The 19,697-nt window shown below is 44.9% G+C and carries 15 protein-coding genes; 3 read left to right on the forward strand and 12 right to left on the reverse strand.

Features of this window, described 5'->3' with window-relative positions; genetic code table 11:
- Positions 1-50 precede the first annotated feature (50 nt).
- The 3 genes from ACR2PX_RS08420 to ACR2PX_RS08430 are packed head-to-tail and all read right to left on the reverse strand — an operon-like array spanning position 51 to position 5,147.
- The gene (locus ACR2PX_RS08420; protein ID WP_433998914.1) at positions 51-1,205 is read right to left on the reverse strand and encodes an RNA-binding domain-containing protein; all 1,155 of its coding nucleotides are present in this window, start codon (positions 1,203-1,205) and stop codon (positions 51-53) included.
- Entirely contained in the window at positions 1,184-3,811 is a 2,628-nt protein-coding gene (locus tag ACR2PX_RS08425) for a TrlF family AAA-like ATPase (RefSeq protein ID WP_433998915.1), read from the reverse strand. Before ACR2PX_RS08425 ends, ACR2PX_RS08420 begins: the two co-directional genes overlap by 22 nt.
- A gap of 58 nt (positions 3,812-3,869) precedes the next feature.
- A complete protein-coding gene (locus tag ACR2PX_RS08430; RefSeq protein ID WP_433998916.1) occupies positions 3,870-5,147 on the reverse strand; it encodes an AhpA/YtjB family protein in 1,278 nt (425 codons plus the stop codon).
- A 389-nt stretch (positions 5,148-5,536) separates the two neighbouring features.
- On the opposite strand from ACR2PX_RS08430, the gene ACR2PX_RS08435 reads away from it, so the two are divergent.
- Positions 5,537-7,675 carry a TonB-dependent receptor gene (locus ACR2PX_RS08435; RefSeq protein ID WP_433998917.1) on the forward strand — a complete coding sequence of 713 codons (2,139 nt, stop codon included), beginning with the start codon at positions 5,537-5,539 and terminating at the stop codon, positions 7,673-7,675.
- A 305-nt stretch (positions 7,676-7,980) separates the two neighbouring features.
- Here ACR2PX_RS08435 and ACR2PX_RS08440 read toward each other — a convergent pair whose 3' ends face one another.
- From ACR2PX_RS08440 to ACR2PX_RS08480, 9 genes are all read right to left on the reverse strand, one after another.
- Positions 7,981-11,082, reverse strand: a complete 3,102-nt coding sequence (locus ACR2PX_RS08440) for an HsdR family type I site-specific deoxyribonuclease (RefSeq protein ID WP_433998918.1) — start codon at positions 11,080-11,082, stop codon at positions 7,981-7,983.
- A complete protein-coding gene (locus tag ACR2PX_RS08445) occupies positions 11,079-12,050 on the reverse strand; it encodes a virulence RhuM family protein (RefSeq protein WP_433998919.1) in 972 nt (323 codons plus the stop codon). Before ACR2PX_RS08445 ends, ACR2PX_RS08440 begins: the two co-directional genes overlap by 4 nt.
- 61 nt (positions 12,051-12,111) lie before the next feature.
- Positions 12,112-13,281: a hypothetical protein gene (locus tag ACR2PX_RS08450; protein WP_433998920.1), complete on the reverse strand. Its 1,170-nt coding sequence runs from the start codon at positions 13,279-13,281 to the stop codon at positions 12,112-12,114.
- 1 nt (position 13,282) lies between these two features.
- A complete protein-coding gene (locus ACR2PX_RS08455; RefSeq protein WP_433998928.1) occupies positions 13,283-14,542 on the reverse strand; it encodes a restriction endonuclease subunit S in 1,260 nt (419 codons plus the stop codon).
- 11 nt (positions 14,543-14,553) lie between these two features.
- Positions 14,554-15,159, reverse strand: a complete 606-nt coding sequence (gene fic / locus ACR2PX_RS08460; RefSeq protein WP_433998921.1) for a protein adenylyltransferase Fic — start codon at positions 15,157-15,159, stop codon at positions 14,554-14,556.
- A complete protein-coding gene (locus ACR2PX_RS08465; RefSeq protein ID WP_433998922.1) occupies positions 15,156-15,353 on the reverse strand; it encodes a hypothetical protein in 198 nt (65 codons plus the stop codon). The genes fic and ACR2PX_RS08465 overlap by 4 nt, the downstream gene beginning before the upstream one ends.
- 11 nt (positions 15,354-15,364) lie before the next feature.
- Positions 15,365-15,667: a hypothetical protein gene (locus ACR2PX_RS08470; protein ID WP_433998923.1), complete on the reverse strand. Its 303-nt coding sequence runs from the start codon at positions 15,665-15,667 to the stop codon at positions 15,365-15,367.
- On the reverse strand, positions 15,651-16,001 hold the full coding sequence (locus ACR2PX_RS08475) for a hypothetical protein (RefSeq protein ID WP_433998924.1): 351 nt from the start codon (positions 15,999-16,001) through the stop codon (positions 15,651-15,653). Before ACR2PX_RS08475 ends, ACR2PX_RS08470 begins: the two co-directional genes overlap by 17 nt.
- The gene (locus ACR2PX_RS08480) at positions 15,998-17,575 is read right to left on the reverse strand and encodes a type I restriction-modification system subunit M (RefSeq protein ID WP_433998925.1); all 1,578 of its coding nucleotides are present in this window, start codon (positions 17,573-17,575) and stop codon (positions 15,998-16,000) included. Before ACR2PX_RS08480 ends, ACR2PX_RS08475 begins: the two co-directional genes overlap by 4 nt.
- Positions 17,576-18,049: 474 nt before the next feature.
- Between ACR2PX_RS08480 and ACR2PX_RS08485 the strand changes: the two genes are divergently transcribed.
- The gene (locus ACR2PX_RS08485; protein ID WP_433998926.1) at positions 18,050-18,955 is read left to right on the forward strand and encodes a hypothetical protein; all 906 of its coding nucleotides are present in this window, start codon (positions 18,050-18,052) and stop codon (positions 18,953-18,955) included.
- Positions 18,956-19,140: 185 nt separating this feature from the next.
- Positions 19,141-19,617, forward strand: coding sequence for a hypothetical protein (locus ACR2PX_RS08490; RefSeq protein ID WP_433998927.1), 477 nt, complete (start codon positions 19,141-19,143; stop codon positions 19,615-19,617).
- Positions 19,618-19,697 lie beyond the last annotated feature (80 nt).

A 19,697-nucleotide genomic window follows, 5' to 3' on the forward strand; every position in this document is an offset into this window, starting at 1 on the left:
GATGGGAAGGAAAGAGATTCAACTCTTTCCTTCCAGCGTTCTTAGGCGTCCTATCTTTCTTTACGCAAAATGATTACTTTGAAGGTATTTGAATCTCGATCATCAATAAAATCTATATATGGGTAAGCTTTGATGGCTCGCTTGATTCCACTGCCAAGACCACGATATGGCAGTAATTTGGGTGCAAATGATGCAAGGATGGGGTTACGAACATTAGAATTACCCATTTTTATATTGTCTATCGTCAGATTATTCGGTAAATGTCCTGGACTTATAATTTCAATGCGATCAGCAAACACTAATAGTTTTACAGGTGCTGAGATAAAGTAATCTCTGTGTATTAATGCATTGGCAATGAGTTCTTCAAAAACAATTCTGGGAATTTCAGGCTCACCGACTGAGTTAAAACTCTGTTCTTTTTGAAGGTGCTTGATATTTGACAGCACAAACCCCAGAGCTTTCTGAAAAACATCGGTCAGTTTCCCTTTGATATCCTGACTATCAATGTATTGATCGTCCTCAATATTCTCTCCAGGAAAGGCAACCGCTTTGACGATAAAAACAGGTAGCCGAACCTGTGGGCGAGAGGAAAATAAGAGTGCACCACAAATATTTAGCTGGCCATTTTTTGCCAGATTCATGTTTTCTAGTAGTTGTGACCGAGGCATGCCCTGCTCTTCTACACTTTCACCAAACTCTTGTTCAAAAAATGCATCAAAGAACTCGTCGTCAACGTCTGCTATAGAAGAGCTTCTAACAGGTATTTCATCGGCATGTACCAGTGCAGCCTCCTGAAACATACGCTGCAACTCTTCACGAGCTGTAACCCTTCTCTTATCAGAACCGCTTTTTACCCAAATGTAACCATCTGAGACCATGTAGGGTTTGACTAAACCAGCTTCTACTGTCAATACGAGTACTCTTCCGCCAGGAAGGGTAAAGTTCTGGGTAATCGGGTTGATTGCTGGCTTTACGTTGTTTGTTGCAGCATTGGCAATATCTTGATTTATGCTTCGTAACTGATCATCAGACAGCCCTGTTATAGTGCCATCATCATTGACACCAATGAGAATATGACCACCTTTTGAGTTACTAAAGGCAGCCATTTCTGAAGCTAACGAATTAGCATTATTTATAGTTGCTTTAAATTGGTGCTTGGAATCTTCGCCATTGGCAATAATGCCTAAAAGTTCTTCGGTTTCCATGCTTCGTATACCTGTTTACGTTTCTCAAAGGCTTCTGCACCACCTTCCATGACTCCAACAATACGTTGCTGCATATTGGAACAGTCAATGCTGCCGCTGATAGACTGAACTCGATCATCCAGATACTCACAAGCAACTACTTGTTCGGCGTCTCCTAACACAGGAATGTTTGCATTGTGTGTTGCAAACACAAACTGAGTTTCTGGCTTTAGTTCTTGTATTAACTTGATGACATCATCATAGATGGTTTGGTTATCCAGGTCGTCTTCTGGCTGATCGATGATGACAACATCATTTTCCCGCTGGCTTAAAACAAAGAGCATGAGTGCAGAAGCCCTTTGACCTAAAGAGTGCTGAGCCAAGGGCTTGTTGTGATATTCAATGGTATAGGTATTAGGCACCTGCCAAGTGAGTAATCTATCCAGATTTTCCTCAAAGTACTGCCAAAAAGTATCAAACGAGCCACCCAGAATGGATTGCAGTTTATCCTTCTCACGCCACATGGCACCAAAATCATTAAACTCATCGACAACACTTTGGAGTGTTATCTCTCGAATATGACTCCCACGGAACAAGTCCTGAATGTGTTTGAGCATAGCGACTTTGTTGGCTTTGAAATCTGGTAGAATTTTCAAAGGAGAGTCAACCAGATTGATTTTATCTAGGATTTTTCCGATAGCACGATATTCGTCTAACCATAAATTATTGAGGCTAGCCACTTCCTTCTCAAGTGTTTGACCAAGATTGGCGTATTGTTGCTCACTCTTGGCTAACACTTCCAGCATTTGTTCTGCTTGGTCCAGCAAGGATTTTAGTTGCTTAAACTCTTGTGGACTGATGGCCTGTGCACCTGCTTGCTTGAGTTCTCCGGCAAGCTTTCGTTCTATTCCTGCAAACTCTTCTTTAAGAGCTAGTTTTTGCTCACTAAAGTTGGCAAGTTTTTCTCGCAATTGTTGCAACGTAACCTGACCATCAGGAACTACCTGTTTTATGCCATCAAAGTCAGTCAATAGTCTTTGATAGGTAGTAAAAAAGTCATCAAAAAATGGCTGATTCTGTAGTGACTTATACAGAGACTGATTTTTTAGCTCATCTTCAAAGTTGGCTATAAAACTGTTCAATCTAGATAAGTAATCATCAGCACCCAGAATAACTTGTTGTGCTTTTCGTTCATCACGATCAAAGTCAATCTGTTTCTGTAGTTTGGTTTCGACACCATGTTGCTGATAAAACTTTAATTTAAACTCAGAATCTTGCTTTTTCTGCGTCCACTCCTGTTTTTGAGATACTGCTCGATTAAGCCTCTTGATCTGACGAATAGCATCTAGCACATTGTTTTGGCCCCGTTCAATTTTCTCACGCACTGGTACGAGTGTTTCGCCTACCAGTTTTTCTATTAGATCTTTTTCAAACCCTGCTCCGGTGCTGGAAAGATCTTTTTGACCAAAATAGATGGGCTGATGGAGAACTGTCTCCCGGATAGAAACTCCCGGTTGTAATTGCCCGTTGACATAAACATCCGGTCTTTCGCCTAGAATCCTGCGAATTTGGTAAGGCTGACCTCGGCGGTCTATGGCATCAATGGTGATTTTGCCTCCACTATGCAACAGGTGCTTAACGAGTCCTTCTTTGTAATCAATATCGGATGCTTTTGCTCCAAAGGGAATGTTCAATGCATAGCGAATCCCTTCAAGAACTGATGATTTCCCACTTCCCCGAATACCTATCATCGTATTAAGTCCAGGAGAGAGGAATATTTCAGTACCCCCCAGGGTGCCAGCACCTTCAAAGCTGACTTTTCGAATATACGAGTGATGATATTCTGGTCGAACAGAACTAACCCTGGCTTCTTTGTCTCGGAGGGCAAACTTAACAGCTTCAAAACTAAAAGCCCCTAGTTTTAAAAAACTAGCCTCCTTTCTGGCGGGCATATCTGCCAAATGCTTAGCATCACATCCTTCGACTTCTGCTGGGTAGAGCTTGCCCAATGCTTGCTTAATCTTAGTTCGAGTATCGCGGAACCGAACCTTCTGAAAAGCCAGGGCTCTGTCCTGAACAGCAGAAGTGTCAAATAGCTCTTTGATACGGCCAGGTGATAGTCCACCCCACAAACCATTGGGCGCTTCGACATGGGCAAAAATCAGAAAATAGTCTTTTTGGAGTTTATCCAGCTCCCGAACAGTTTCTACTATATCGTGATTAGAGCGAGCATTTTCATCTTCAAAATTGGCAACACCTGCAAATGTCAGATTTAAAAAGGTTTGTATATGATTGATTTGCTCTTTGTTGTTAAACCACTCATCAGAAAATACTACCAGGGTATGTATACCTGATAGTCCATCCTTCACTGATAGCTCAATACCTGGCAATAGACCAATACCGGATTTTTTGGCTTTCTTGCGCAGAGCTTTGAACTCATTCAGATCAAATTTGTTGTGGTTGGTAATTACCCCAAGACCAATACCTGCACTAAGCAGAGCTTTTACATATTGGTTAAGGTAATCATTATCTTCACCTTTATAGCTGAACTCTTTATCTGCTCGTGTATGCAGGTGAAAATCTGCCTTTAACCATTGGCTACCATTTTGAAACGGGCTTAGACTCATTTATCACCCTCCTGAATAGATTCTAAACAGCCATGAGCAAAAAACAGTATGCATCGAACTATTGCTCCAGCTCCCTGCTGATGGAATAAGCTTCCTGTTGAATGGCTTCCTGCTGTTCAGCAGGGATTCCTGTGATTTCTACGATATCTTCACCATGTTCACTGATCTTGATTTCAGGTTCTCCGGCGGGCAGCCAGTTCAGCTGATCGCGAAACATATGAATACTTTCCGGACCCGGTAAGCTGGCAAGCATCAGGGCGTTACTGGCTGCACTGTCAGATTGTGAAGGATGTTCTGTACCAGGGAAATCATTGATACCGTCACTGACACAAACGCCAACCCCCATCTCCAGAGAGGCGATATTCTGCTCGCCAACTACCCGGTTCAGGCTTTGTATCAACAGGGCGCAACTCAAGGCATCCATGGCAAAAGAAGCGCTCTCCAGGCTGGAAAAGCGAACATATCCGGTACCATCCGGCGTATAACTCAACTCTCCCTGATACTGTTGAGCGGCCCGTTCCAGTGCCTCGCTGTGTGTTTCAATAATGTGCATCAGATCATGAGGAGCCAGCAGCTGTCGCAACCGGGTCATGTTCTTATTGCGGACACTGATAATGGCCGAAACTTCCTCTTTCTCTTCTTCCTCAGGTTCCGGCTCAATGGAATCCATCAGTTTTTCAGTAAGCTGCTTTTCCACAAAGCCTGAGAGTCGAAGAATTTCGTTTCGACAGGAGACCGGGTTGGCGGGTGATTGCAGAATAGAATGCAACTGTCTTTCAATAAGACTGAGCCTGAGAGTGACGTTGGAGGCAAAGAAATAGAGTAATAGCAATCCACTGATCAGCAGAATCACGCTGATAGTAATGATCAGTGTCAGCGCATCCCCCGGGTTCTGGGTCAGTAAACCTTTATCCAGTTGCAAGCGAACATAGCCAGCGATCACGTCTTGATAGTGTATGGGGGACGAGTAGGTTTCACCTTTTTCACCGACACGATCACTCTCTGAAGACGCTATTTCACGGTTATCAATACTGTAAATGGCAGCCTTGGCTACATAGGGGTTTTGCACCAGTTGCCCCAGCAAGACATTGAGGCTGAGCCTGTCTCCTGTTACCAGCATGTCGGTGGCAGCGCTGGCTGTCTGGGCACTGAGCAGGTTTCCAATAGAGTCAGCCTGATGGCGGCTGGCTGATTCCAACTCGCTGCTGACAAGAAAGCCAGTGGACAAAGTCAGAGCTGAAAATAGCACACCAAAAAGCAATAGCAGCTGCTGGCGAAGAGATAGAGCTTCTGATTGCCTGGCAAACAGGTTGATTATTTTTTTCGGCAATGACAAGGCCGAACCTCCCGAGGCACCTAGAATCATTTTTCATTGAAAAACCGAATGATGAAAAATGTTTTCTTTCAAATTAAATACAGGTAATAGCGGAATCTTAGCGGGAGGCACTGCCAAATACTACAGACATGTCTGACCCCGAGAACCCGATTACTTAGTTCAAAGGGACTACAAGCGAAAAAAATCTCAGTGATACGATGATTTTTTACCGTGAAAAATATTTTGTTTTGTCATTGTTGATATTCGGGGATGACTCAAAATATTTTTCTTCGCTCATGGCTGTTTCGACCAACACTTCGGGTGGTATTCAGGAGCTTGCCGTTATTCAGGTAAGCGCCCGGCAGTAGCCATCGGGAAATAATAAAAATAAAAACCCGGGACTCACAAACATGTTAAAACCCACTGTCAGGACACCCCTTGCTCTGGCTGTTGCCGTTGCTTTGTCTTCAGGACAGGTCCACGCCGAAGCTGGGGCGCTGGAAGAAGTTATTGTTACTGCCCAGAAGCGTGAACAGAACCTGCAGGATACACCGGTTTCTGTTTCGGCTTTTGGTGCTGCGGCTATTGCTGATCAGAACATTCAGGATGTTGCGGATGTCAGTCAATATATCCCTAATGTTGAAATCGCTGAGACACCCGGTGGCAGCACCGGAGCAACGATCAGTATTCGAGGATCCGTTTCCATCAACCCGGCGGTAACCTGGGAACCACCGGTTGGTATTTATGTCGATGGCGTCTTTGTGGCCAAGAATGTAGGTGGCTTATTTGATGTTGCAGAGCTGGAGCGCATCGAAGTGCTTCGTGGTCCCCAGGGAACACTCTACGGCAAGAACACCATTGGCGGTGCTATTAATCTGATTTCTAAAAAGCCCACCGAAGAATTTGGCGGCACTCTGAAACTCTCAGCGGGAAACTACAACTACAAGGAAGGCTTTTTCAGTCTGAATACCGGCAGGCTTGCTGATCGGGCGGCTTTCAGCGTGGCGTTGAATGTACGCAATCGTGATGGCTTCTATGAAAATACTTCCAGCGCAGCCGGCGCAGTTGATGAATATAAAAAGCTGGATACCCAGGCTGCCAGAATAGCCGGTTCTTTTGATATCACAGATCGTCTGGAAGCCTATTACATTTTTGACCAGAGCAAAAAAGACAATACTCCGGCCTTTGGTCAGTTTGATTTGGCTGGCAGTCAGTTTGAGAAAAAGGATAAAGGTGCAAATGACGGCTCGATAGAAGACAGTTCTTCAACGAGTGGGCATGCCTTGCATCTGACCTATGATCTGGCAGACAATCTCACTCTTAAATCCATTACTGCATATCGCTCCATGAGCTTTGAAGATGCAGGGGATTATGATGGAACAGGCGTCGCGGGCTTTCATACTCGCAGAGATGTGGATTCTGATCAGATCTCTCAGGAGTTCCAGTTGATCGGCAATGGGGATCGATTCGATTATGTACTGGGTGCGTTTTACTTTAAAGAAGAGTCCGATGCCAAAAATCCTTTTGATATTGGCGGAGCAAACGGTCTGGTCAAAAACTGGTATGGCGTGGAAAGCCAGTCCTATGCACTCTACGGCCAGGCTGACTATTATCTGACCGACAAATGGACTCTGACCGGTGGAGCCCGTTGGACCAAAGAAGAGAAAGACGCCTATATCGAGCGGGTAGATGGCACCGGTGGTGCTTTTGGTGGCAACATTGGCAGAACGACAGCCAAAGATGACTGGACCAATGTTTCCCCTATGGCTGTCCTGACTTATGCCTTCTCCAACGAAGCCAGCGCCTATTTCAAAGTCTCTCAGGGCTGGAAAGCGGGCGGCTTCAATGGTGAAGCCCAGAATGTAGCCATCTTCCAAAAATCGTATGACGAAGAAACCGTGACAGCCTTTGAGCTGGGTCTCAAATCTCGCTGGATGAAAGACCGGTTGCAGCTGAATGCCGCTGTGTTCCAGAACAATGTTAAAGACATGCAGCTGTCCAACTATCTGGGTGCTTATTCACTGATTGAGAATGCGGGTGAAGCAACCGTTAGAGGGTTGGAGCTGGAAATGCTGGCGGCACTGACTGACAGCCTGACGGCGAATCTGAACTACGGATACCTGGATCCTGAATACGACAGTTTCAAAGATCAGAGTGGTAACGAGCTGAAAGACGTCAACAAGTTCCCTTATGCACCCAGAACAAAAATCTCTGCAGGGTTGGAATACAAGCACAGTCTGGGTTTTGCTCACCTGGTGGGCAGATTGGATTACAGCTGGGTGGATAAGTATTACGTCTACCATGAGCCTGCTACTGCGGAGCTGACCAAAGCGGGCGATTACCGTCTCTGGAATGCCCGTATTGCCCTGGAGGATATTCGGGTAGGCAATGAATCTCTGGAAGTAGCGATCTGGGGCAAAAACCTGACCAACGAAGAGTACCGGGTCAATGGTGTGCCGGTGGCTGATCCGAACGGTAATTTTGTAGGCGCTGCTAATTACTACGGTGATCCTAGAAGTTACGGTGTTGATGTTGCTTATCGGTTCTGACATCCAGTGCAGCTAAAAAAGTGGAAAAAGTCTTCTTTAGCTGCAACCAATACCCATTGGATTTCAAGATGCTAATGGGCGTCAAGTTCGTGAAGCCCCAGGAGCCTGAAACAAGTAGGTGACTGGGTGGTCCGGCATCCCGGTGAGCGACGACTGCATGGATGCAGAGCAACGCAGGAGCAGTTGCCGAACGCTGACAACAACGTAGCAACTTGAAAGGCGATGGGTATATCTTTGCCCATCACAGATCAAGCTACCAATAAAATACTCTTTGTCGTCATAGTCACTTTTCGGCCACTTACAGGTTAAATCTGACCACCGACACCCTTGAATTTTTCTACGAAGTTAGCAATCTTCTGGAATACAGTCAGTTTTTTTGTTTTATAGTGCGGATTCAATGGACTCATTTTAGGCAGCGTGGCATTAAGGTCGGTACCGTTTTCGCTGGTGAACTCTCGCTTCAACGACACAGAAATGTAGCGCCTGGCAGCCTCTTCATTCAAACCTTCAGAGCTGATAAGTTCTTCTGCCTCACGTTTTTGCTCGGTCTGTGCGAATTTATAGAAAGCATCAATGATACTGGCTTTGTCACCGATGTTATCCAGGTCCGTCTGGTTAATAAAATCTACAATCAGGCTTTCCTTGGCACGGCTACCCAGGCTTGCACGAATAAGACGACGAACTTCTTCAATCAGGTCAGCTTTGTTTTTGTTCTTTTTATTGTGCTCAAAAATCAACTCCAGAATGTAATCAAGATTGATTTCCTGAGATTTCAGAAGGTCAACTTCAAACACTACATCGTCCCAGTCGATGCTGGACTCTTCTTTCTGGTTGGCTGCTTTTTCACGACGTAACCAGTCACGAGTATCGTTATAGGTTGAGCGATAATCCTGGATTAATCGCTCTGAAGGCACTTTAATAGCCTGCATGGCCGCTAAATCATCATCATTAAGATAATATTTAGCTTTAAACGCCTCGACGGCCTCAGGGTTATCCATATCAACGTTTTGCAAGGTTTTCAAACCAGCAAACTCGTCGTAGTTTTGCAGCACATTCTCAACACGCAGGTATTCACCAAACAGTTTTGCAAAATCTTTTTTGTCCTGCTCTTTGACAATTTCATCAGGTTTTGGAAAGCGTCTTTGCAACTCTGCCACCACGTCCAGATAACCTCGGCGAGCTTCACCTGTCGCTATATCGGTAAAGCCTTCCATGTATTCCTGATAGCTTTTCTCCAACACGACGTTTTTAGTGCTTTTATCACCAAAAAGAGTGATAGCATCGATAGTAGACTGTTCCAGGTCACGGAAGGTCACGATATTACCGAAGGTCTTGGTCGCGTCATAAATCCGGTTGGTACGAGAGTAGGCCTGCATCAAACCGTGATAACGCAGGTTTTTGTCAACAAACAGGGTGTTTAGCGTGGGAGCATCAAAGCCGGTTAAGAACATACCCACAACAATCAGCAGGTCGACTTCCTGCCTCTTGACTCGCTGGGCCAGGTCACGGTAGTAGTTTTGAAAGCCTCTGCTATCCACACCAAAATTGGTTTTGAAGCTGACGTTATAATCAGCAATGGCGGCGCTCAGAAATTCCTTGGCAGTGCTGTCCATGGCCGACACATCAAAACTTTCATCGACGATATCTCCGACAGCATCCTGTTCTTCATTGGCAGCAAAAGAGAAGATGGTGGCGACATTAAGTTGCCCCTGATTATCCTTATTCTGTAGCGTTCTGAAGCTTTCATGGTAAGCCTTGGCAGCATCTACACTGCTGACTGCAAACATAGCATTGAAGCCCTTGCCGCCTGCCTGCATACGATGAGTCTTTTGCCTGAAGTTGTTCAGGATGTACTGGGTGATTTCAGCAATGCGAACCGGGTGCAAAAAGGCTTGCTTGTTTTCGGCGGCGGTTAATTTTTTCTCATCCGTTTCTTTTTCAAGATTCCTGAACTGCGGGCGTACATCGTTGTAATCAACTTTAAACTTGAGCACCTTTTCATCGCGAATGGCATCGGTAATTACATAAGAATGCAACTCACGGCCAAATACACTGCCTGTAGTATCTGCACCCAGGGCATTTTTCGGGAAAATCGGCGTGCCGGTAAAGCCAAATTGATAGTACTTTTTGAACTTCTTCTTTAAGTTCCTTTGCGCTTCACCAAACTGGCTGCGATGGGCTTCATCAAAAATAAACACGACCTGCTGATTGTAAACAGGCAGATGACCCTCGCTTTTGATCAGGTTGTTCAGCTTCTGAATGGTGGTGACAATGATTTTGTTGTCGTCTTTATTGAGATTGCGCTTTAACCCTGCGGTGCTGTCCGAGCCGTTTACGCTATCTGGCGAGAAGCGCTGGTACTCTTTCATGGTCTGGTAATCGAGATCTTTACGATCCACCACAAAAAAGACCTTATCAATAAAATCCAGCCCGGTGGCCAGGCGAGCTGCTTTAAAACTGGTTAAGGTCTTGCCCGAGCCGGTGGTGTGCCAGATATACCCACCACTTTCGGTATTACTCCAGTTTTTGCCCTGATATGAACTCTTGATTTTCCACAGGATGCGCTCTGTGGCGGCAATCTGGTAGGGGCGCATCACCAGCAATGTATTACTGACATCTAAGACACAGTAGTTCAACAGCACCCTGAGCAAGGTGTTTTTCTGAAAGAAGGTGGCGGTAAAATCCTTAAGGTCTTTTATCAGGGAGTTATCTGATTTCGCCCAGTTCATGGTGAAATCGAAGCTGTTTTTATTGCGTTGAGTGGTATTGGCAAAGTAGCGAGTGTCGGTGCCGTTGGAAATCACAAACAGCTGTAAGTACTTAAAGAGCGAGTTCTCGGCATTAAAGCTTTCTTTACTGTAGCGATGCACCTGGTTAAAGGCTTCACGAATAGCAATACCACGCTTTTTTAGCTCAATTTGCACCAGAGGTAAGCCATTCACCAGAATCGTCACATCATAACGGTTGGCCTGGGTGCCGGTCTGTTCAAACTGTTTGATCACCTGCACTTTGTTGCGGGCAATATTCTGTTTATCCAGCAGGTAGATGTTTTCGATATGACCATCATCAAAGACAAAATCAAAGATGTAGTCATCATGAATCTTGCGGGTTTTATTAATGATATTATCGCTGGGCTTGTCCAGATACTGCTCGACAAAGCGGTGCCACTCACCCTCCTGAAACGTAACCTTGTTCAGTGCCTGCAACTGCTCACGGACATTGGCCAGCATTTTTTCTGGCGTGTTTAAGCCCGCTACATAGTCATAGCCCTGGTTTTGCAAATCCTCTACCAGCTCATGCTCGAGATCGAGTTCGCTCTGGTAGCTATCGTTGACTTGCCATTCCCCAGTGTACTGGTCGAGTACAATAAAGTTTTTTGATTCTGCGATGGTTTTGTAGTCAGTCATTCATCACCATCCTTCTTTGTCAGTAGTTTTTTTACCTGGCGGTCAAAGTCCGATTCAATCCGCTGTTTTTTGTTGAATTTTTCATACTCGGCAAAAGCTTTTTGCTCGGCTTGCTGGCGGCTAACCGTGCCATAGCCTTCCAGAATCTGATACTCATTAAAGGTCAGAAACTTATTTACGCTGTCTGCAAAACTTTCCATTGTGAAAGTATTGCGCCGCTCGATAATCCCCTCGATATAATCAAAGAAAGCGGATACGGCACGCTCCAGCTGTTTGATCTCATTTTCAACTAAATAATTCTTTGCGACCTTGGCATCCGATTTCAGTACGCGACCATCAGGGGCATTTTTATAAGTATTCATGCCCATCAAAGGTTGATTGGCATCCGCTTTTAAGGCGATGATTTCTGCTGCCGTGTGACCGGTAATGGCAAAATGAAATGAGTCTTGTACATGAGTATAAAACAGGCGGGTCGTTTCAGATTTTGGGTTATAGTCGATACTGCATTCGGCAAAGACGTCGGTAATCTGCTGGTAAATTCGCCGCTCACTGGCACGGATAGAGCGTACCCGTTCCAGCAGCTCACGGAAATAATCCTTGCCAAAGTAACGACCGTTTTTCAAGCGCTCATCATCCATGGCAAAGCCCTTGATGATGTACTCTTTAATCAGCTGGGTAGCCCAGATTCTAAATTGAGTGGCCTGCGCCGAGTTGACCCGATAACCCACCGAAATAACAGCATCCAGATTGTAATATTTAACTTGCTGAGTTTGTGTTTTCCCAGAAATGGCACCGTGCTCAGTGGTATGTTCCAAAATGGAACATACCATATCTTCTTGTAACTCATTGCTTTCAAATATATTTTTCAGGTGTTTGGTAATAGCTGGGCGCTGTACGCCCAATAATTCGGCCATCCGCTGCTGGGTCAGCCAAATAGTTTCATTATTCAGCAACACCTCTACTTTCACATCACCCTTAGGGGCGGTATAAAGCAGGAACTCAGTAGTTTGGTCTTGCAGGCTCAGACTTTTATGACCCATGCGGTTCTTCCTGTTGCCAATAGCCAAACTTATCCAGATTTTCCAGTAGCAGGCCGACCATCTCTTTCTCTGGCGTGGCAGGCTCTGCAATCTCTTCGTTGGATAACGTGTTATGAGGATAGAAGTTCATAATCCGATTAGCATAGGCCTTTTTATCCCCAGGCAATAAGTCGGACCAACGTGGGTAACCAAGAAAACTGGCCGTTTTTTCATACAGATTACGCAGCAAGGCGAAGTGGTAACGCTGGACGGATTTTTGTTCAACAGCTTGCTCAATAAGTTTCTTTATATGCAAGTGGTAAGAAAAGCTTTTGTTTGAATCCCCTTGCTTTTCTTCCAGCTCAAAAGTGCCGTCGTCGAACTGGCTGAGGATATAACCACTCTTGGCTTTTACTTCATTGTAAAGCACGTTGTAAAACACGGGGCTGTGAGTCGATATAATGAACTTTATGTTGGACTCACTGGACTTAATTAATCGACCCAGATTGACAGCCAGTTGAATCAAGTGATTTTCATCCAGAGAACTGACAGGATCATCAATGAATATATATTCCAGATCATCAAACTGGTTGGTTTCACGGTCATCCGGTTCTGCAACGTTCAACACACCAATCACTTGGTCCAATAGCGTGTAAAAAACACTCCAGATAAAGTTACTCTCCTGACCCTTGGAAATTTTCAAGTTTCCTGAGGGTTCATCGTCACCGCGCTGGAGAGAGAAGGTCACCTCTGAAAAAGCCTTTACAACCTCTTTTTCGTCCTTTTTTCCGTCCTTGTTTTCCACGGTGTACGCCTCGTTAAAGCGAGGTGTCAGTTTATCATTGGCGTAGCGCTGGAACGTTGTTATAACGTTCATGTCCTGACCCTGCTCGTCAAGAATCCAGTCCGTAAACGAGTTGGGTTGAATCTTCAGCTTGGGTGCTGCATCTTGCTCTAAATCATTGTCCCAGTAGAACAGGTCTTCAGTGAAAGCGTTGTAGTAGAGAATTTTATTACGTGGCGATTCAGCTTCGTCGTCATCGCCATTCTTGGGAGCAGTCAGCGCTTTAAACTTCCCTGAAAGCCGTGTTTTTCCGGTGCCATTAAAGCCATAGATCAGCTGCACTTTTTTATGGGTATTTTTCAGCTGCTGGGCGATTTCTGTCAGCGTACTGCTCATATTATGCCGCTCCCTCTTCAGGCTTCGGGAAGCTTAGCAACAAGTCTCGGTAGTATTCATACTGCTTCTGGCGCAGTTCTATTTCTCGGGGCAAGCCTTCATTGATTGAGTTTGTTAGCGCGTCGAATTTATCCAGGATGGAGGCAATACGCTCCTGCTCTGCAAGGGATTTTTCAGGATCCTCTGCGTAAGGTATCAGGATTTTAAAGCCCTTTATAATCCCTGAGTTGAGGTCACCTCTTGCACCTTGCCCTAACCCTTTGATGTTTTCGTAGTTAAAACTTACCCAATGAAAGACGTAACGGTATAATGCTTTTGTAGGATCGATTTCTAAGCAACAACAGTGTTGATTAGTCGTTAATGGAATTTTATTTATGGCTGATCGCCCTGCCGTCGCTCCCGATATTGCAACAATAACGCAATTTTCAGGAATCCATTTTGCAGCAGTTTGTTCTATAGCTTTGGATGTAATTCTAACCTCTGTGCTTTGAATATCAGAAAACTTTACCTCTTTTGTTCTTAACCAAGGAATAGTCCCACCTTCATAGTATTCCGTATTGCCAGCTTTTGGGGTTCCTCCAGAGTATGATTTTAACGTTATATCTGCCAACGTCTTCCACTCAACATCCTCACCTTCAAAACCCAATAACTGATCACGATAGTAGTGGTATTGTTTTTTTCGTGCATTAAGCTCGGTGGTCAACTCGGTGGTCAACTCGGTGAACTTGTCCAGTATTCGGACGATTTCCGCTTGGATTTGCAGGGACTTTTCTGGGTTTTCTGGGCAGGGGATTGGGGCAACAATTTTCGCTAAGTTGTCTTTTGATACTCTACGTACTTTTGCTCCTGTAATATACGGTTTCTTCTGCGTCTGGAACTCAGCTGTTTGCAGAAAGTAAGCTAAGTACTTAACATTCTGCTTGTGCCTAAATAGCATCATATCGCCAGAAATAGCCACCTGTTCACCAAGCCAAGCTAATGGTTTAACAACTTCTTCATCATTTTCTGAGGTTGTTGCCAACAAGAGATCATTTTTTACAGCTCTTCTTAATTTTCTTGCTAATTCATCAGCTACATAGGTGAAAGTTTTTTTAGCTGATAAATCGTATCTGGTATAGATTTGACCATAGTGAATGGCAGGAAATCCCGTTTCAATGAAATCTTTTTTTTGCATTCCGGTGCCACGGATAAACTCACCTATCTCTCCTAAAGGCTTCCACTCCACCACAACCCCATCCAACAACTTTTCCATAAAGTCCATATCGCTCACCACTACAGCTCCTCGGTCCTGAATTCGTTATACCCTTCATAGAAATAGCTGACATCAATGCCTTTCATAAACAGAGCTCGGTCGTCTATCTGGTCAGTTAAGGCTTGCTTGAGCAGGTGTTTGATTTCGATATCTTTAACGACGCTGCGCTGCATGGCGGATAGGTAGTCTTCTTTATCCACCTGGTTCCAGTCTATGACCTGCTGGATTTCGGTTTTGAGTATAAGATCCAGCCAGATACGAGTAGCACGCCCGTTACCCTCACGGAAGGGGTGGGCGATATTCATCTCCACGTATTTTTCGATGATCTCATCAAAGTTGCCTTGGGGCATCTTGTCGATATTGTCTAACGAGGTTTGCAGGTACATCAGGGGAGCAAAGCGAAAATCCCCTTTGGCAATATTTACCTCGCGGATAAGGCCCGCAAAATCGTATATATCGCCAAACAGGTAGGCATGAATATAAGCCAGGCCAGTAAAGATTCCGACATCGACCTTATTGATATCTCCAGAATCAAACAGTTGTTTGGCTTTTTGTTTGCTGATTTTTTCTTCCGCTCTGGCCAGTTCTACCTGGTCAGTGATGTTTAATTTGTTGGTCAGTATCATGCTGCGCCACCATTTTTTTTCTGAGAGGCTGCGATTCTTTTCACCTCTTTATCGAAGTCACTTTCAAACAGGCGATCCTGGACAATCATGGCTGAAAGGTTGTAATGCTGGGTTGTGTCGTTTTTACCATCATTGGCAGTTATTCGAAAATCTCGAATAACTGAAGCTTCTTCCAGTTCACTGTCGAAGTTCATACTTATCTTGCTCACTTCTTGTTCAGCAAATAAATAGCAAGACCCACCAGCTCAACCGCCAATAAAGTGCCTGCTGTATTATCTTTTGGTTCATCGGCAACCTCATGAGTAACAAAGTAGCGGCTGTGGGTGAGTTTTAAGTCATCAATGGAGTTGGCTTCAAAAACCACCATCTCCATCTCCATTTCATTTCTATTGTCCAAAAAGTACTGCTGCTCTTTTTGCAGGCAGGCCGCCTGTGCTACTGGGTAGTCACTGTATTCAGCCCATTGAGTGGCCTTAGTGGTGCGATTGTGCTCAATGAGATAAAACATGGCGAATCGCATCCTCTATTTGCTGTTGGGAACCCACAGAAATGATTGCGTCCAGATTGTAGTGCTTGGTGTTATAATTTTTGCCGTCTGTGGCAGTTATCCGGAAATTCCGGATAACTGGATTCTCCTGTAATTCGCCTGTTTGAAAGATATTTTTCAAATGCTCGTTCACAGTACGCACATCGACGCCAAAGAGTTGCGCCATGAGCTTTTGCGACAGCCAGATGGTCTCATCCTCATAGCGGGCTTCAATGCTCTGCGCTTCGGATTGGGCTGTAAAAATCAGAAATTCCGCAGTGGAGTTGCGAATGAGTTTTTTGTTGTCTTTGCTCATGCTTCAATCTCCGCACCTTCTATTTCAGAGACAATGGCATCAATATCCGTGCGCAACGTATCTATTTTTGAAACGGTGGTCTTTAGCTCAGTATTCAGCTGGGTAATATCAATTTTTTCACGGGTATCTCTGGCTTCTACATAGCTACTAACAGAGAGGTTATAGTCGTTTTCAGAAATAGCTTCATAGCTAACTGACTTCGCTACATGATCGACATCGTCCTTGCCATCGAAGATGGCCATAATCTGTTTGATATGGTCATTGGTCAGCACATTGTTATTGGTTTGTTTTTTAAAGAAGTCTTCACCGCTGGCATCGATAAATTGGGTAGTGGTTTCGGTTTTGTGCTTGGACAGCACCAGAATATTGACTGCAATGGTGGTGCCGAAAAAGAGGTTTGAAGCTAATGAAATCACCGTTTCCACATAGTTGTTGTCCACCAGATACTGACGGATTTTCTTTTCCGCACCGCTGCGGTAAAAAATGCCGGGGAAGCAGACAATGGCTGCCCGGCCTTTGCTGGAAAGGTAGTTGAGTGCGTGCATCACAAAGGCAAAGTCGGCTTTGGATTTGGGGGCCAGCACACCTGCGGGAGCAAAGCGGTCATCATTGATGAGTGTAGGATCACCGGAACCAATCCACTTCACTGAGTAAGGTGGGTTGGAGACAATGGCATCAAAGGGCTTGTCATCGGCAAAATGCGGCTCGGTTAAGGTGTTACCCAGCTCAATATTAAACTTGTCGTAGTTAATGTTGTGCAAAAACATATTCATTCGAGCCAGGTTAAAGGTGGTGTGATTGATCTCCTGACCAAAAAAACCTTCTTCAATTATATGGGCATCAAAGTGCTTTTTCGCTTGCAGCAGCAATGAGCCAGAACCGGCTGCCGGATCATAAATTTTATTAACACGGGTCTGCTTGTGCATGGCCAGCTGGGCAATCAGTTTGGAAACACTTTGCGGAGTAAAGAACTCTCCGCCAGATTTGCCAGCGTTAGCGGCATAGTTGGAAATCAGAAACTCGTAGGCATCGCCAAACAGGTCAATATGGTTCTCTTCAAAGTCGCCTTCAAAATCGCCAAAGTCCAGCTCTGCTACCCCTTTCAGCACAGCAGCCAGTCGGCTGTTTTTATCTTTAACGGTGTTGCCCAGGCGGTTGCTGGTGGTGTCGAAGTCAGCAAACAGGCCTTTGATATCCGCTTCTGAAGGATAACCATTGGCTGAGCTCTCAATGGACTTGAACAGGTCGGCCAGATCGGTATTCAGATTATGGTTTTTGCTGGCATGGGCTGCCACATTAACAAACAGTTCGCTCGGGTAGATAAAATACCCTTTGGTTTTAATGGCATCTTCTCTGGCTGCGGCAATGTTTTCATCTTCGTCATTCATCGCTGCGTAATTGACGCTGTCATCACCGCCCGTGATGTAGTTGGTGAAGTTCTCACTGATAAAGCGATAGAAAAGAGTGCCAAGCACATACTGTTTAAAGTCCCAGCCGTCTACTGAGCCACGCACGTCGTTGGCAATTTGCCAGATTTGGCGCTGTAGCTCGGCGCGTTGTTGGGCACTGGTCATTCTGACGCTCCTGAAAATTATGTTCTTCTGACAGTAGGCTACCGCCGGGAGAGTTGGCTACTACCCATCGGCAATAGACGGAGTCTGGGGCTAGATAGCTCTATCAGCAAAAGGTTAGTTTACCGCTATAGAGCATTGATGAATATGGAGGTGAAGCACAGGGTTCTGCTAAATGGAGAAAGCCTATCTATACCCATTGGATTTCAAGTTGCTACTAGGCGGCAAGTTCGTGAAGCCCCAAGAGCCTACAAATAGTAGGTGACTGGGGTCGACTGCATGGATGCAGGAGGTAGTGCAACGCAGGAGCAGTTGCCGAGAGAAAGAGCAGCCAACACCCCCACATCTTCAAGGGGAATGGGTATACAGGCTTTTTGCCATTGTGCTCAGTAATTGAGGAGGAGTCGGCTTTTTATTGACACTATTCGTACGTAATGATCTCTTGAAAAACAGGACATCAAGAACCAGGGACTGGTTATGACCATTCGACAACCATTGATCATCGTTCTTTCTATTCTTTTTTTGGGATATGGGTTTTCTGCTCAGGCTTCAACCTTGGAGTCAGGCGTTCTTAAAGAAGGTATCTGCCTTCAGGCAGGAACACAGTGGTACAGGCACTGGACCGAAAAGATCAAAAAGGTATTTAAGAAGGAACCCTCGATAAAGCACGGCCTACTTGTTCGTGCAAAAGCCTGTAATCAGTCAAAGGGGCAAGAGTGGGATATTGATGAAAATGGCGTAATTTCAGGAGTCGGTGGTGAGTTAAGCATTTATCGTTGGCGAAAGCAGTTTTATCCGGCAACGGCACTTCGCCATAGTAAAGGTTTGCACTCTGTTCGTTACAGGCAGCAGCGGCTGTATTTTGAATCCAGGGGCAGCAGTTATTGTCTCACTCTTGGAAAGCCGATGCGGTTCAAAACACTGCCCTGGGAAGAGTGTCTGAAGTCTGCTGAATCACGCTGGCTGTTTGACCTGCCCCCGGACCCTGGAGCAGAGGGACTGATTGGACTGACAGGGATTGATAGTAATCAGGACGGTATTCGTGATGATGTGGAACGGTTTATTGAAAGAGTGTTACCGGATTCGATTGAGAAGAAAGAAACTATCCGAGCTATGGCTATTTCAAGACAAAAAATCTATGAAAGCGTTGAGAACAGAGATTTAGTTATTGAGCTAGGTACTGAGGTTGATATTGCTAGTGATTGCTTTTTCTTTCTAAGTGACGGAGACCCTGAAAATATTCTAAAAAAACTCGAAGCTGCCACTGTGAATACAGAGGAGAGAGCTAGAGCGTGGAATAAGATAAATAGTTATTTCAGTGGAATGAGCTTCACGTTACCGGATGACTTGAGCTCTCAGTGTTCTTTTAAAACAGAAAACTAAAATTGACTGATTTTCAGGGACGAACAGTGAAAAATCTAATTATTATCTATTGCTTGGTGTTCTCCACTATTTCTTTAGCTCTTGAATGTGAAGTCAAGAAACCTGAGTTATCTATTTATTTTGGTAATGGGATGTTCAATGGTAAAGATGATACAAGACAATCTCTACGGAAACTCCGCAGGTTAATGGCAAACCAACTGCCAGGCTATCAGGTCAGCTATAAAATATCCTACAACCATAACGAAAACCCCATGGAGCAAATGCTGGAAGTAGCCCGGCAAAAAACGCTGCAGGATTACCGTAGTATCCTGTTATGGCTGGCCGGGGTTGAGACAGCACCAGACTGGTTTCAGGAAGGGGTTGAAAGTGTTGTGACGGGCTACGATGCGTTTAATTATGTTTTTGATGGCGATCTCCGTAGACATGTTCTGGATTATTCAAGGGATATCAGCCAGTGTCATAAAGTATTGCTGGTGGCCCACTCCCAAGGCAGCTTTTATGGTAATGAAGCTTGGCGCTCTGTTTATCAGGATAGTATGGGTTATTTATCACTGAACCAGTTGAAACTAATGGGAATGGTGTCAGTTGCCAATCCAGCCAGTCAGGTTGGCTTTCCTCTAGGAGCCTGTCGGACTTATGCTTTCGAGCATAAATTTCAGTAGAACGAGTCGAATTATTCGATGGATTCGTGAGAATAGTTGACCTATTTAATCGAATTCATCGAATAATTGGGCCGTTCTTT

This window comes from Endozoicomonas sp., from assembly GCF_051008435.1.
In the GTDB taxonomy this organism is placed as follows: domain Bacteria; phylum Pseudomonadota; class Gammaproteobacteria; order Pseudomonadales; family Endozoicomonadaceae; genus Endozoicomonas_A.

Excerpts from the sequence above, each read along its gene's own strand:
- ACR2PX_RS08420 (WP_433998914.1), bottom strand. The coding sequence starts at position 1,205 with ATGGAAACCGAAGAACTTTTAGGCATTATTGCCAATGGCGAAGATTCC.
- ACR2PX_RS08425 (WP_433998915.1), bottom strand. The coding sequence starts at position 3,811 with ATGAGTCTAAGCCCGTTTCAAAATGGTAGCCAATGGTTAAAGGCAGAT.
- ACR2PX_RS08435 (WP_433998917.1), top strand. The coding sequence starts at position 5,537 with ATGTTAAAACCCACTGTCAGGACACCCCTTGCTCTGGCTGTTGCCGTT.
- ACR2PX_RS08440 (WP_433998918.1), bottom strand. The coding sequence starts at position 11,082 with ATGACTGACTACAAAACCATCGCAGAATCAAAAAACTTTATTGTACTC.
- ACR2PX_RS08450 (WP_433998920.1), bottom strand. The coding sequence starts at position 13,281 with ATGAGCAGTACGCTGACAGAAATCGCCCAGCAGCTGAAAAATACCCAT.
- ACR2PX_RS08455 (WP_433998928.1), bottom strand. The coding sequence starts at position 14,542 with ATGGACTTTATGGAAAAGTTGTTGGATGGGGTTGTGGTGGAGTGGAAG.
- fic (WP_433998921.1), bottom strand. The coding sequence starts at position 15,159 with ATGATACTGACCAACAAATTAAACATCACTGACCAGGTAGAACTGGCC.
- ACR2PX_RS08465 (WP_433998922.1), bottom strand. The coding sequence starts at position 15,353 with ATGAACTTCGACAGTGAACTGGAAGAAGCTTCAGTTATTCGAGATTTT.
- ACR2PX_RS08470 (WP_433998923.1), bottom strand. The coding sequence starts at position 15,667 with ATGTTTTATCTCATTGAGCACAATCGCACCACTAAGGCCACTCAATGG.
- ACR2PX_RS08475 (WP_433998924.1), bottom strand. The coding sequence starts at position 16,001 with ATGAGCAAAGACAACAAAAAACTCATTCGCAACTCCACTGCGGAATTT.
- ACR2PX_RS08480 (WP_433998925.1), bottom strand. The coding sequence starts at position 17,575 with ATGACCAGTGCCCAACAACGCGCCGAGCTACAGCGCCAAATCTGGCAA.
- ACR2PX_RS08485 (WP_433998926.1), top strand. The coding sequence starts at position 18,050 with ATGACCATTCGACAACCATTGATCATCGTTCTTTCTATTCTTTTTTTG.
- ACR2PX_RS08490 (WP_433998927.1), top strand. The coding sequence starts at position 19,141 with ATGGCAAACCAACTGCCAGGCTATCAGGTCAGCTATAAAATATCCTAC.